The sequence below is a fragment of the Phyllobacterium endophyticum genome (genome assembly GCF_003010935.1).
Taxonomy (GTDB): domain Bacteria; phylum Pseudomonadota; class Alphaproteobacteria; order Rhizobiales; family Rhizobiaceae; genus Phyllobacterium; species Phyllobacterium endophyticum.
In genome coordinates this window covers 35,816-48,446 of sequence record NZ_PGGN01000005.1, presented here as the reverse complement: position 1 = coordinate 48,446, position 12,631 = coordinate 35,816, and the positions used below count along the sequence as shown (strand labels likewise).

Here is a 12,631-nt window from a genome sequence, read left to right as displayed (position 1 = left end):
CGCCATAATCTCAACCCTAAGTGTCATCTTTTCTGTCACGCGAGGCAAGATTTCGCTTCTCTCTCGGGGGCCGTGCCAATGACACAGATGCTGGCAAGCGTACAGGACGTCATCGAAGCGGAAATCGTTTTCCAGAACGGTGCGGATATCATTGATCTGAAGGATCCGGCCAATGGAGCGCTGGGTGCTGTCGAGACATCGAAGCTTCTGGAAGTCATAGCTTTTATCGCGCGTAGGCGGCCCGTCAGTGCCGCTTGTGGCGATCTTCCCATGCAACCTGAAGTGGTTCGCACAAAGGTCGAGGAGTTTGCCGCAACCGGGGTGGATTATATCAAGATAGGGTTGCTTCCGTCAGAGCACTTAGCCGGCTGTCTTCAGGCGCTGGCGGCTCTCGCGTCACACAATAAATTGATTGCGGTGCTATTTGCCGACTATCGCAACGCCTACAAGGAAACTCTTCTGCAGGAATTGTCTGCCGCTGGATTTCACGGCGTGATGATTGATACCGCCGACAAGGCGAAGGGCCGCCTGCTGGATCATATGACGCCGGACCAGATCGGAAAATTCGTCAAGGATGGCCAGTCGCGCGGTCTGAAGGTTGGCGTTGCCGGATCGCTTGAAGCGCCTGACATCCCGCGCCTCTTGGCCTATGCCCCGGATTTTCTCGGCTTTCGCGGGGCGCTCTGTTCGGGTCTCGATCGCACTGCGCCGATCGATGCACAGGCGACGGCGAAGATTCGCGGCTTGATCCCCGAGGCCCTCGAGGCAAGCGCGCCTTCGGGCGTGGACTACAAGTTGCTCGCGGCCCGCGGCTATTTCCCGGATCCTTCCGAGGCGGGGCTTGGAACCGACAAGATATTCGTCCGCGATTTCGTTCTGCCAGTCCATATCGGTGCATATAGTTTCGAGCATGGCAAAGCCCAGAAAGTCCGTTTCGATGTCACCGCCGATGTCCTGCGGGTGACACGCAACCCCGAAGACATGCGTCATGTCGTATCCTACGATCTCATCATGGATGGCATCCGTGCCATTGTCGCGCGCGGCCATATCGAACTGGCCGAGACGCTGGCAGAGCAAGTCGCGGCTTTCGTCCTTGAAAATCCTCGTGTGACCCGCGTCGTCGTGCGGGCCGAAAAGCTCGAACTTGGACCCGGCGGCGTCGGTGTCGAGATCGAGCGGAAAAACGATGTGAAGAATTCATCGGCAAGGCCCCGGCCGGTTCACGCCCATGGCGGGCGGAAATCTTCATGAAACCCCTCGTCGTCAAGCTCGGAGGCAGCACGGCAGGTCATGCTGAAATGCAGCGCTGGATCGACCTTCTTGCCAGCGCGACCTTTCCGCTGGTCATTGTGCCGGGCGGCGGTCCTTTTGCCGATCAGGTGCGGATTTCGCAAAAGCCGCTCGCATATTCCGGCGATGCGGCGCACGCGATGGCGATCCTTGCCATGGACCAGTTCGGCATCGCGATAGCCGAGCGCCACCCACGATTGCAGGTGGCGCGATCACTCGCGCAGATCGATGAGGTCCTCGATGCCGGTTCCATCCCTGTCTGGCTGCCGTCGTCGATGGCGCTTGGCGCTCCGGACATACCCTGTTCATGGGATTTGACGTCGGATAGCCTGAGTGCCTGGCTCGCGCGGCTTTTGGCTGCCGATGACCTGCTTCTGGTAAAGCAGACAGACGAGTACGTCCATTATGCGACTGTGCGCGAGCTTGCTGGCGCCGGGATCGCGGATCGCATGCTTCCCGACATGTTGGACGAGGCGACAAATCTTCATGTCGCCGGTCCGCATGTGCTGGACAAGCTCCTGCTCCCGTTGGATTCCGTTCCCGGGCGCAGGATGTTCCGGCACAGACATGTTGAAGCAATGGGTGCGCAATGACGAGGCTGCATACACCCCGCTGGGCCTGGGCTCTGACCGGTTCCGGCCATTTCTTCATTGAAAGCTTCGATCTGATCCGCACGCTCGAGCACTGCGACGTCTTCGTCTCGAAAGCCGCGAACGAAGTGCTTCGCATGTACAAGCTCAAGCTCGATTTTCCGGAGACAACGCGAGTTCTGCATGACAAGACTGCGAGTTCCGTCCCCATTGGCGGGTTCTACACCGGCGTCTATCACACGGCGGTCATTGCTCCCGCGACCTCCAACACGGTGGCGAAGTGCGTCGCCGGAATCTCGGATTCGCTCCCCACCAACGTCTATGCCCAGGCGGGAAAGTGCCTCGTGCCGTCGATCGTCTTTGCCTGCGATACGGCGCCGGAGCTCGAAACCATGGCGCCAAGCGGTATCGTCAAGGTCTACCCGCGTCCAATCGATCTGGAAAACACTGCAAGGCTCAAGACCTACGAGCGAACCCAGGTCGTCGAATCGCTGGCCGAACTCATCGAAGCCATCACCGCCCGCCAGAGGGTGATTTCCGACGATGGCTGAGCATCTGCTCTTCCTCACCGGGCATCTTGCCCGCGCGCGGCTGGAGCGTGTGCTCGCCGACCTTGGCAAGACTGCGTTCACCTATGATATCGTCGATATTGGTGTGAAGGTTGCGGCGTTGATGACCGAGGAGATCATCGCGCGCCGCCTGAAACCACCTGTCACGGCAGACCGCATCATCCTTCCCGGGCGCTACCGTGGTGACCTCGGGAGCTTGAGCCAGCGTTTCGGCGTCCCCTTCGAACGCGGTCCCGACGAGGTTGCCGATCTGCCGGCATTTCTCGGGCGCGCCGGCAAGCCGGTCGATCTTTCAAGGCATGACATGCGCATCTTCGCCGAAATCGTCGATGCCTCGGCGCTGTCGCTTGAGGCGCTGATGCAGCGTGCCGTCGATCTCGCGGCCGCCGGTGCCGACGTCATTGATCTCGGTTGTCTGCCGGAAACGCCGTTTCCGCATCTGTCCGATGCCGTTCGCGCCCTGAAAGCGCGAGGTCTCAAGGTCAGTGTCGACTCGGCCAATCTCGAGGAGCTTGAAACTGGCGCAGCGGCCGGTGCCGACTATCTCCTGAGCCTCACCGAACATACCATCGGTCTCGCAATCAAATATGGCGTCACGCCTATCCTCATCGCCGCCATTCCGGGCGATCTCGATTCGCTCGGCCGGGCCATTGACGCGGCGCAGGCGGTAAACATCCCGTTCATCGCCGATCCGGTGCTCGATCCCATCCATTTCGGCTTTGCCGTCTCGCTTGGGCGGTTCCTCGAAGCGCGCCGACGTTGGCCTGACATCCCGATGATGATGGGAACGGGCAATCTGACCGAACTCACCGACGCCGATTCCTCCGGCGTCACCGCTCTCCTTGCGGGGATTTGCTCGGAGCTTTCCATCGGTAATGTCCTTGTCGTCAATGTCAGTCCACATACGATCCGGACGGTAGAGGAACATGACAGCGCGCGCCGTACCATGTTCGCAGCCAAACAGGATCACGCCCTGCCGCGCGGCTATGATGCCGGTCTGCTGCAAGTGCACGATCGCAAGCCCTATCCGAACAGCGCCGCGGACATAGCGGCGCTTGCCGCCGACGTGCGCGATGCCAATTTCCGCATCATGACCGCACCGGATGGGGTGCACATCTTCAATGCCGGAGGGCATAGGATCGCGCAGGATGCGTTTGAACTTTTCCCCGGCCTCGACGTTGAGGGGGACGGTGCGCACGCCTTTTATCTTGGCGCTGAGCTTACCAAGGCGGAAATCGCCTGGAAGCTGGGCAAGCGCTACACACAGGACGAGCCGCTCACCTTTGGCGCGGCTCTCCCTGGCAAACAGCAGGACCGCCTGCGGCTGGCGGAAGCAGGGCACACCCTGCGGTTGAAGAAGGATAAGGCGCCGTGACCTATATCAGGGAAACGATTGTCACCACGGTCGACGCCAAGGGCGTTGCGCACATCGCCCCACTCGGGATCATCCAGCAGGATCATGGCTGGGTCATAGCGCCGTTCCGCCCGTCCAAGACCCTGGAAAATCTCGCCGCCATCCCCTTCGCTATCGCAAACTACACGGATGACGTGCTGATCTTCGCCGGCTGTCTCACCGGTCGCAAGGAATGGCCGACTGTTGCGGTAAAGAACTGCCCGGTGCCGCGATTGGAAGCGGCGCTCAGTCATTCGGTGCTCGAGGTGGTCTCGGTCGATGAGGATGCTCTGCGTCCGCGTCACTTGTGCAAGGTCGTGTCCGAAAAGATGCACGCTCCCTTCACCGGCCTCAACCGCGCAAAGGCAGCCGTGCTCGAACTTGCGATACTCGTCAGCCGGCTTTCCATGCTGCCGCCGGAAAAGGTGGAGGCCGAGGTCGCCTATCTGGCGATTGCTCTGGAGAAGACCGGCGGCCCCGACGAGCTTCAGGCATGGTCATGGCTGATGGAAAAGGTCAGGGATCACCAGGATGCGGCGGATGCGAAAGGTAAGAATGCCGTGCCTCATCGTGGCGGTCAAAGTTAGTGAATTTTGACCGGTTCCCGACGGGAGAGGGTGCGCGATTGCCCAAGACCTGACAGGCTCTAAGCGGGCAACGTACTGAACGGATTCTGATACTTGACGCCAAGCGGTCTGAAGTCTCTTTCGTTGATCGTGAGTACGGTCAGATCATTTTTCTGTCCGGTTGCCGCAATCGCAATGTCCTCAAAGCCCGGGCTGATGCCTGCCGCACGCGCTGTTGTCATCAGATGCCCGGTCATTCTTGCGGTGTCGAGGTCAAGCGGCAGAATACGGTTCCCGTAATAATGACGAATTTCCCCCCACCACTCTTCGAGGTGTTGCGATTTTCGTGTGGCGCCTTTGCGGGCGGCACTCGCTATTCCATCTTCGATCTCCGCGGCCGTGATGACTGATAGCCACAGATCCGCCGAACGGCTGACGATCCATTCGACGACTTTCTCGTCAGCTTCAGTCCTGCGCATTGCCGGGGCAAGCAAGCTGACAACATTCGTGTCGAGGAGATACACGATCAGAAAGCTGAGCGGTCCAGGCCCTTCGCAGGCTTGCGTTCGGGTAGGTCGCCCTTTTCCAAAGGTGAATTGGCAAGCAGCCAGCCAAGCGAAGGGACCCGGCTCAACCGTTCGTATTCGCAATAGCTGATGATCACAGCCTCCCGCTTGCCGTGACGTGTGATAACAGCAGTTTCACCGGCTACTGCTTCATCGATGACATGGGAAAACGTTGCCTTGGCATCCTTCAACTGAATCTCTTTCATCAGGACATGCTCCAGTGTGACCCTAGTGGTCATATAGAGGAAAAATGCGCCGTGACAAGGGTCCTGTAGGCCTAGGCGCCAGTTTGTTGATCCAGATGCATCGACATTGACGCAAGCAGTGCGACTGCCGCGGCCGGCGCTGCCTTGCTTGCGTCGTCCCGCGCATCTTCAGGGGCGGGTATGAGCGAACCGAAATCGACATAGGGCCGTTCCATTCGTTTCGCCAATTGCCTGATTTGCGGCCGTCCGATACCGGCACCGATGAGTGGCGCAGCGCCGTCCAGTTTGCGTGCGACGCGGAATGCGCCATCATGGATCATGCGCAACTGATGCTCGCTGAACCAGCGCGCAATATCGATCCATTCGCTTTCTTCAAGATCGCCGCTGTCGCGCCCGACCATGCGCGCTATGCGTTGTATGGAACCGGCAACAGTCTTCGGCAGGCGGTCTGCGGAAGGATATTTGTCATCCGCCTCGTCCAGCGTGCCGAGAATGCGGCCGAGATCGGCCGTATTGGCGAAATATTCGTTCATCAGCGGCGTCATGTGCCCGCGCACGGGCACCAGGGCGGCAATGCCTATCAGCGCGGAACGGGCAAAACCGGTATAGACCAGTTCGCCCGTCAAAAGCCGCTCGGCGTCGGAATACCCGTCATTGACCAGCTTGCCTTCCTTGAAAGCCAGTATGTCCGTCGTCGTGGATCCCATATCGACGAAGAGCCCTGTTTCGGCCAGTCTTGCTGCAAGGCTCGCGGTGGCGTGCCAGTTGGCCGAGGCGATATCGCTGCCAAGGCCGCGCGCTGAACTGATCTCGCAGAAGCCGGATCGGCCTGCATAGATCAGCGTATCCGCCGTACCGAATTCTTCTTCGATAAAGTCCAGCAGGCCGGCAATTCCCGCATCGCGCGAGCCGAATGTATCGGACAATTCTCCCGTCATGGTGAAGACATTGACGTTGCCGCCGCCCCGCAGCGGGCCGATCTCCCGCAATGCCTCGCGTGTCTGATCCAGCCCGAGCCAAAGCGGCGTCTTGAAAATTTGCGCCGAGACGATCTTGCCATCGCGGCACTGCGCCATCTTCAGATGAGCGCCGCCAATATCCCAGCCGGTCACAAGAGGCTTTCCTTCGCTGGCAAATCGGGATTTCATGGCCATATCATTCCTTCACAGGGCTTATCGTGCATATCATTCCGGTACTCGACATAAAAGACGGTCTTGTGGTTCGCGCGCGGTTGGGTGATCGCGATTCCTACCGGCCCATCGAGACGCCGCTTAGTGCAACTGCCGAAATACTCGATGTCGCGACCGGCTTGCGCAAACTCTATCCTTTCCCGGCTTTCTACGTCGCTGATCTCGACAGCATTCAAAGGCGCCCTTCGGCGGGAAGCGCATTGGAAAAATTGAAGCCCTTGCTCAGCAAGGCCGACGCCTGGCTCGATGCCGGATTTGCGGATCGCCACGCGATTGAGCAAGGCTTGGCGACAGACGGTATATTGCCGGTGCTGGGTTCCGAGTCCCAGACCGACAATTTGGTGCTTGAACATTTTCACAAGGATCCACGCCTGGTTCTCTCGCTGGATTTCCGTGGCGATCAATTTCTGGGACCTCCATCCATTATTGAAAATGCAGATCGCTGGCCATCGCGCATCATCGTCATGACGCTCGGCCGCATCGGGGCCAATTCCGGTCCCGATTTCGAGCGCCTGGCAGAGATCAAGCGTCGCGCTGGCGACCGTATGGTAATAGCCGCCGGCGGGGTACGCGGTGTGCACGATCTCGAACGATTGCAAGCGCTGGGCATCTCGGCCGCACTCGTCGCAACGTCGCTGCATAGCGGTGCGCTGACGCCGGATATGATCGCATCATTGATGAAGAGCTAAGCACAGCAGTAAAGCCAACAGGAAACAAGAAGGGAGAAAGATCGCTCTTTCCCCCTTCTTCCTGTCTAGAAACCCAGACTCTTTGCCAACCGGCGCAACAGACCCTCCGGTTTCACAGAGGGTATGCTCTGTGCGGGGTTGTCTCGTGTCTAAGCGCTGAACGGATGCTTGACTGAATCGCGCTGGGCCGTTGCTTCGGCGGCAGTCGGCTTGCCCGTTACTGCGCGCTGGATCGCTTCCTTGGTTGCGCGGTAATTGAAGTCCTGGATCTTCGCGTCGTCTTCGGCTTCCCAGTGGATGAAGACACCGACGCAGATAAACAGATCGTCAGCTTCGTCCGCTGGAATGGTGCCATCGGCAACACTGTCCTGAACCGCTTTTGCCACTGCATGCTGTGCAGGTCCGAACATCTGAACCGCCTGTTTGGCGCCTTTGATCGTAACCTTGTTGAACAATATAGTGTTCGGCTTGCACGCCATATTCGGCGCTATGACCGCAAGAAGGGAGGTGAACCCGTCCTTGTTGTTCGTCAGTGCATTGCAGAATGCCGTTTCGACAGCACTGCCACGCGGTCCGATCAGAAGATCGATATGCGCGACTTCATTCCCATCGCCTATGAGCGATTCGCCAACCATAACCTTGTTGATTTTTGCCACGGCCTAATACCTCCCTAAACCGTTGTCCCAATGGTTTGTCCAAAGACGCCGTACCTCGAGACACGACTCCCGATGGACAGCTATCCTTGTTCACAGCACCCTTTGAGCGGGGTCGGTTGGCCAGATAGCAGCGGACGAAATCCGCTGTCGAAATTCAAGCATTTACCTCGTCATTATGCAAGGCCAAGTTGAGATAGAACGTAAAAAGCGTCGCGACCGTAAGGTCCGCCGACGTTCCCGGATTGATGTTCGCCTTCTTTAATTGTCCGTCGAATGCGAGGAGAAGCTTTTCGCGCTCCCTGCCATCCCCGATGGCTTCGACACGGTGCAGAATCGCCTGCGCGTCCTCGCGGGTTTTTCGCGCTACCGGATTGCCGTGCTTGCGTGCCACATGGCTGTCGGGAAACGATGAGAGAAAATACAGATAGGTGAAAACGACCGGCCACATCCCGCTTTCGCCCCGGTCCACGGCAGCGCGGTATGCACCGAGCCCTCCGGTAAAAACATCGGCAAATCCGGTGACATATTGCCGGGCGATCATGTCCCGGTCCGCAGCCTCGCCCATTGCTTCGAGAAGCGGCACCTGCGGCACAGTCGAGACATCATGCTTTGGCGCTGACCCAAGTCCGCCCGGCTGGGCCAGCATGATCGCCGCGAAAACTTCGCGCGCGTCGTCGGTGCCGAGCTTTTCCAGCACTGAGCGGAGCGCCGCGCGCAGATCGGTGACGCCTGCCTCTGCCGCCTTCGCCAGGGGAGCACACAGAAGCAGGATTCCGAGATTGGTGTTGGTTTCCACCTTGCGGCGCGTTGCCTTCACGGCTGCAAAAATGCGCTGGCCGACAGTCAGGAGAGGGTCGGTGACAGCATGGGACGAGGCCTGTGCACTGTCGAAAAATTGCTCGGCGCTCATGCGGTGGCCATCGGCAAAACGATGCACGTTGCCCGGCTTCAGCGCGTCGATCTCGATATAGCACGCGTCGATATACGCTCGCCTTATCTGTTCGCGCGTGGGGGTCACGCGGCCGGCCTCTCGTCGAGTTCCTCTTCGATGGAAGCAGCCAGTGCCCGGGCGATACAATCGGCAATCCGCACGGGAACAACGGATTGCAAGCCTGTCCACGCCGGCATGCTGTTGACCTCGAGCACGAGGAGCCTGCCATCGGCCGCCGGAATGATATCGACCCCCGCGAAATCAGTGCCGATGGCAGCAGAGGCCGCAAGCGCCAGACTTTCCAGTTTGGCACGCAAAGGCCCTTCGACCGGCTCTGCCTTCGCACCCTTGGCAATGTTTGTTATCCAGCCCTCGGCGCGGCGCGCCATCATGCCAAGCACTTCGCCATCGCAGGTGAAGACGCGGTAGTCGCAATAGGGCGGGCCCGGGCGTGCCACAAAGCGCTGGAGGTAATAGACGTCGTCGACCTCCCCCGGCTCGGGCAGGTCTTCAAGGTTGCGGATGAGGCGGATACCCTTGCCCTGCGACCCGAAAAGCGGCTTCAGCACCAGCGGACCATGCATCAGTTCGCGCTCGGCGATGGCCTTCGCATTGGCGATGCTTTCCACCGCAAAGGTCTCAGGCGTCGGCAGTCCGGCCTGCGCCAGGAAGAACGTGGTGGTCGATTTGTCGACGCAGCGCTCGATTGCTTTTGCCGAATTCCACACGGGAACGCCAAGATGCGCGAAGGCATGCAGGATGCCGAGGCGGCGGGTGATCGCTTCGAACGTCCCCGACGATATCGAGCGGACAATGACCGCGGCGGGCAGGGCGCCATTCATGCGCGGCACCGCTATGCCGGAAGGGTAGCGGCTGTCAAAACCCACATCCACCAGCGGCAGCGCCAATACGTTGAAGCCAAGAGCGCGGAGCGAAGCGCGTAGCTGTTTCACCTGCCGGTCAGGCCGGTCGGAAAGGATCAGTATAGTGTCTTGCATTCTATCGCGCACCTCAACCCAGGGATTGTTCCAGCATTGCATTGTGAATTGCTCCGCCGCGGAACGTATCACCGGTTTCGATCGCCGTAACGATTACCTCCGCCGGGCTGAACAGGCGCGGATCGATGGCGTAGAAATCGCCTTTGAATTTCTTGAAGATATCGGCAAATGGCTGGCCATGGTCGCGGGACGTATGGCTTGGAAGTTGCTCGGCAAGATCTTGTGCCGCTTGTGCGCTGCCCTTGACGAAAAGCTGGACAGTTCCGCCATAGATGATCGCATCATTCGTCCGGCCCATGGCCCTCAGGAAATCGGGATGCGGCGCGGGGATAGGCGCGCGCCCCGCGCCATCGACAATATTGTCGAGCGGAAACTTCAGGTCGTGCGCCTTGTGCAGGGCAACTTCGAGGACGCGACCGACAATCTGCACCGATCCGGTTAGGCTTTGCGTCGGCGCATAGATGAAAGTCAGCCGGTCGGGAGCAAGACCGGTCGCCTTCGACACTTTTTCCACGATGGCGGCGGGCGGCGGTGTCGAGGCTTCGAGGATGACCACCGACGTCGCCGCCTCCGGCTCGCGATAGGCGATCTCATCGAACAGCGGTTCGACCCGTGCCAGCGCCCTGACCGGGCCGGAGCCCATGGCGAAATATTTCTCGAATGACAGGTTCCACCCGGCATATTGACTGCCGAGACAGGCGAGAACCGGTTGCGAAGAGCGGACGTCGATCGAATAGGGCCATTTTCCGCCATTGAGCGCCGCCGACACGTTGCCAAGTCCGCCAATGCAAATTTCGACGATACGCAGGCCTGCTTCAATGCCGCCACGCCGTTCGGCTCCCGCGTCGATCAGGTGTTCGCCAAGGCTGCCGCGGCTGTGACTGATGCCAAGCCGGTCCGCATCCTCGATCATTCCGTCGGCTATGCGTTGCGCATTTCTGTTGAGATAGGCATGACCGTCCCTCATGGAAAATCCCCCCTCCAGTTGATCGATAGTTCCTTGATGCGGTCCTTCACGGCACGCATGGCCGCAGCAGCCGAAGGCGCCGTGGCAAAGACAGTGCAGACAGGATCGCCTGCTGCGAGCGTGGTGCCTGACATCTGATGATCCGCCGTCAGCGCCGGCCAGTCGATCTTCGGGAAGACGTTGATGGCCTTCGCCGTATAGGCAATCCCGGAGGCGGCTGAACCGGAATACTCCGGCACTGAAATGTCAGCCCCCATGATCGCCCGCAGGTGTTCGCGCAGCAGCGGCGTGTGATCGCTGTCGAAGATGTCGAGCGTCGCACCCGGGCGCGGATTGATTTCGATCAGATGCAACCCGCCGTCACCTTCGATGAAATCGGCACTGTTGAGTCCCGCGAGTCCCGTACGTCCGGTCAGGGCAGTCAGCCAGCCCTCGACCTTTGATGTCTTGCTCCGTTCGAAACGTCGCAGCCGCACCGCGCCGCCATAACGGTAAGGTGTATGCCTTGACGGCGAGGACCATTGCCTGCTGAAGCCGACAATGTGGGCTTTCCTTCGATCCGCAACAAACAACACTGAAATGTTCTTGCCCGCCACGAAGCGCTGAAAATAGTGCTCGGCGCCTGCATCGCCTTTGGCGCGTTTCACATGCGAACCGCCCGCGCCGCCGGCGAGCTTGGTCAGCCATCCCTTGGGATTCGCTGGCGGATCGATGCGAATTTCCGGGTGCGGAATATCCAGCTCATCGCACAGAGCCGCCAGGCCCTGCGGGTCTTTCACGAGACGAACGGTCTTGCCCGAGTTGCCGGCGAGCATGAACCTGCCCGCGATGATGTCGATCATTTCGCTCTTGCGCTCGAAGCCCGAACCGTAGATCACCGCCAGCGGCCGGTCATCGCGCGCAAGGTCGGCGAGCGCCTCGATGATCCGCTCATCATCGATCCCGCCCCGCAGATTGCCCGCAAGCTTCACAGCGCGATCGGCCAGCGCCAGTGTATCGGCATCGTTGAAAAGGTCGGCGACCAGCGGGCGAAAACCGGCTCGCCGTGCCGCCGCCGCGAGCGAGCGTCCGGAGATTGCCGCGATTAGGATCGCGCTATTTGGCGAGGTCGCGGGCAAGGGTAAATGCATCCCGAAAATCATAGATGACCGGCTTTTTTGCCTGGATCATCTGTTCGAACAAACCGGCCTGCGTCTTGTATTTCACATTGCCGATGGAGAGCGGGCCAATGCCGACAGCCTGTGTCGCATCGAGCGGCTCGCCATTGGCGTTGACCTTCAATCCCTCGATACCCGCTGGCGGAACCGCGTTGACGTCAGCGGCGACGAGGAGGCCGCCCGCGGAACCGAGTTGCGCTCTGGAAATGACCTGAACCCCTGCCTTGGCCGCCGCAAGAACGACCTCCGCGGCCTCTATCAGCGCGCTCTTGGGGGTTTCGGTAGAGCCGTCGGCGGGCTCGACCGTCACGCCAAACCTTGCCTTGATGGAGGCCGCAACCTCCTGGACGCGAGCCAGGCCGTCATGCCCGACGATCGTCACCCGGGCACCCTGTTCGGCGGCGATTACGGCCGTGCAATAGCCGACGACACCCGTCGCGCCGAACACTGCCACGGAGGTTCCGTTCAGTTCGCGATCGTGATGTTTGACAAGCGCCTTCTCCACCTTGGCAACCATTGCGGCAGCCGTGGTGAACGAGCCTGCCGGATCGGCGAACACCGAGATTTCAAAGGGCGGCACCATGGCCTTCCTCGCGGCATCGAGCATATCCAGCGCCGTCGGCGCGTCCTTGCCCGCAAGGAAAATGCCTGTCGCGACACCCGCATCCGGCGGGCGCGAAAATATGGCGTCCTGAACGAGGTTGCCCACGTCGGCCAGGGTGACATCCGTATAGGGAACTACGGCATCGTAGCCTGCATCGAGCGCCATGTTGACGTCGAACGGGCTCATCTGCCGAAGTGGTGTCAGCATGTGAAGGATGGTCTTGCGGCTCACTGTTTCCGCTCCTTGTTGATAATGGGCC

General features: G+C 59.9%; 15 protein-coding genes. 6 read left to right on the top strand and 9 right to left on the bottom strand.

The annotated features are described in order from the left end of the window. Positions 1-78: 78 nt before the first annotated feature. From CU100_RS21870 to CU100_RS21850, 5 genes are read left to right on the top strand one after another with little or no spacing between them, the layout of a single operon-like run. A complete protein-coding gene (locus CU100_RS21870; protein ID WP_106718757.1) occupies positions 79-1,251 on the top strand; it encodes a (5-formylfuran-3-yl)methyl phosphate synthase in 1,173 nt (390 codons plus the stop codon). Further along, positions 1,248-1,883, top strand: coding sequence for an amino acid kinase family protein (locus CU100_RS21865; RefSeq protein ID WP_106718756.1), 636 nt, complete (start codon positions 1,248-1,250; stop codon positions 1,881-1,883). Before CU100_RS21870 ends, CU100_RS21865 begins: the two co-directional genes overlap by 4 nt. After that, positions 1,880-2,431 carry a flavoprotein gene (locus CU100_RS21860; protein WP_106718755.1) on the top strand — a complete coding sequence of 184 codons (552 nt, stop codon included), beginning with the start codon at positions 1,880-1,882 and terminating at the stop codon, positions 2,429-2,431. The genes CU100_RS21865 and CU100_RS21860 overlap by 4 nt, the downstream gene beginning before the upstream one ends. Next, positions 2,424-3,824 (top strand): DUF6513 domain-containing protein, encoded by a 1,401-nt coding sequence (locus CU100_RS21855; RefSeq protein ID WP_106718754.1) that lies wholly within the window; start codon positions 2,424-2,426, stop codon positions 3,822-3,824. The genes CU100_RS21860 and CU100_RS21855 overlap by 8 nt, the downstream gene beginning before the upstream one ends. Then, positions 3,821-4,429 carry a DUF447 domain-containing protein gene (locus tag CU100_RS21850; protein ID WP_106718753.1) on the top strand — a complete coding sequence of 203 codons (609 nt, stop codon included), beginning with the start codon at positions 3,821-3,823 and terminating at the stop codon, positions 4,427-4,429. The genes CU100_RS21855 and CU100_RS21850 overlap by 4 nt, the downstream gene beginning before the upstream one ends. 59 nt (positions 4,430-4,488) lie before the next feature. Here the strand turns inward: CU100_RS21850 and CU100_RS21845 are convergent, their stop codons facing one another. The 3 genes from CU100_RS21845 to CU100_RS21835 all read right to left on the bottom strand — a co-directional run bounded on the left by CU100_RS21845 (position 4,489) and on the right by CU100_RS21835 (position 6,328). Further along, positions 4,489-4,932 (bottom strand): type II toxin-antitoxin system VapC family toxin, encoded by a 444-nt coding sequence (locus CU100_RS21845; protein WP_106718752.1) that lies wholly within the window; start codon positions 4,930-4,932, stop codon positions 4,489-4,491. Between the two features lie 2 nt (positions 4,933-4,934). After that, positions 4,935-5,180 (bottom strand): type II toxin-antitoxin system Phd/YefM family antitoxin, encoded by a 246-nt coding sequence (locus CU100_RS21840; protein WP_170113927.1) that lies wholly within the window; start codon positions 5,178-5,180, stop codon positions 4,935-4,937. A gap of 71 nt (positions 5,181-5,251) precedes the next feature. Next, positions 5,252-6,328, bottom strand: coding sequence for a hydantoinase/oxoprolinase family protein (locus CU100_RS21835; protein WP_106718966.1), 1,077 nt, complete (start codon positions 6,326-6,328; stop codon positions 5,252-5,254). 29 nt (positions 6,329-6,357) lie between these two features. On the opposite strand from CU100_RS21835, the gene CU100_RS21830 reads away from it, so the two are divergent. Beyond that, positions 6,358-7,059, top strand: a complete 702-nt coding sequence (locus CU100_RS21830; RefSeq protein ID WP_106718751.1) for a HisA/HisF-related TIM barrel protein — start codon at positions 6,358-6,360, stop codon at positions 7,057-7,059. A gap of 149 nt (positions 7,060-7,208) precedes the next feature. Here CU100_RS21830 and fae read toward each other — a convergent pair whose 3' ends face one another. The 6 genes from fae to CU100_RS21800 form a co-directional block, all read right to left on the bottom strand. Then, positions 7,209-7,715, bottom strand: coding sequence for a formaldehyde-activating enzyme (fae, locus tag CU100_RS21825; protein WP_106718750.1), 507 nt, complete (start codon positions 7,713-7,715; stop codon positions 7,209-7,211). Between the two features lie 154 nt (positions 7,716-7,869). After that, positions 7,870-8,733, bottom strand: coding sequence for a triphosphoribosyl-dephospho-CoA synthase (locus tag CU100_RS21820; RefSeq protein WP_106718749.1), 864 nt, complete (start codon positions 8,731-8,733; stop codon positions 7,870-7,872). Then, entirely contained in the window at positions 8,730-9,644 is a 915-nt protein-coding gene (locus CU100_RS21815) for an ATP-grasp domain-containing protein (protein ID WP_106718748.1), read from the bottom strand. Before CU100_RS21815 ends, CU100_RS21820 begins: the two co-directional genes overlap by 4 nt. 13 nt (positions 9,645-9,657) lie before the next feature. Further along, positions 9,658-10,611: a methenyltetrahydromethanopterin cyclohydrolase gene (gene mch, locus CU100_RS21810; RefSeq protein WP_106718747.1), complete on the bottom strand. Its 954-nt coding sequence runs from the start codon at positions 10,609-10,611 to the stop codon at positions 9,658-9,660. Continuing rightward, a complete protein-coding gene (locus CU100_RS21805) occupies positions 10,608-11,741 on the bottom strand; it encodes an ATP-grasp domain-containing protein (RefSeq protein ID WP_106718746.1) in 1,134 nt (377 codons plus the stop codon). The genes mch and CU100_RS21805 overlap by 4 nt, the downstream gene beginning before the upstream one ends. Next, a complete protein-coding gene (locus tag CU100_RS21800) occupies positions 11,707-12,603 on the bottom strand; it encodes an NAD(P)-dependent methylenetetrahydromethanopterin dehydrogenase (RefSeq protein WP_106718745.1) in 897 nt (298 codons plus the stop codon). The genes CU100_RS21805 and CU100_RS21800 overlap by 35 nt, the downstream gene beginning before the upstream one ends. Positions 12,604-12,631 lie beyond the last annotated feature (28 nt).

Coding starts and splice junctions, on each gene's coding strand:
- CU100_RS21870 (WP_106718757.1), top strand. CDS start 79: ATGACACAGATGCTGGCAAGCGTACAGGACGTCATCGAAGCGGAAATC.
- CU100_RS21865 (WP_106718756.1), top strand. CDS start 1,248: ATGAAACCCCTCGTCGTCAAGCTCGGAGGCAGCACGGCAGGTCATGCT.
- CU100_RS21860 (WP_106718755.1), top strand. CDS start 1,880: ATGACGAGGCTGCATACACCCCGCTGGGCCTGGGCTCTGACCGGTTCC.
- CU100_RS21855 (WP_106718754.1), top strand. CDS start 2,424: ATGGCTGAGCATCTGCTCTTCCTCACCGGGCATCTTGCCCGCGCGCGG.
- CU100_RS21840 (WP_170113927.1), bottom strand. CDS start 5,180: ATGAAAGAGATTCAGTTGAAGGATGCCAAGGCAACGTTTTCCCATGTC.
- CU100_RS21835 (WP_106718966.1), bottom strand. CDS start 6,328: ATGAAATCCCGATTTGCCAGCGAAGGAAAGCCTCTTGTGACCGGCTGG.
- CU100_RS21815 (WP_106718748.1), bottom strand. CDS start 9,644: ATGCAAGACACTATACTGATCCTTTCCGACCGGCCTGACCGGCAGGTG.
- mch (WP_106718747.1), bottom strand. CDS start 10,611: ATGAGGGACGGTCATGCCTATCTCAACAGAAATGCGCAACGCATAGCC.
- CU100_RS21805 (WP_106718746.1), bottom strand. CDS start 11,741: ATGCATTTACCCTTGCCCGCGACCTCGCCAAATAGCGCGATCCTAATC.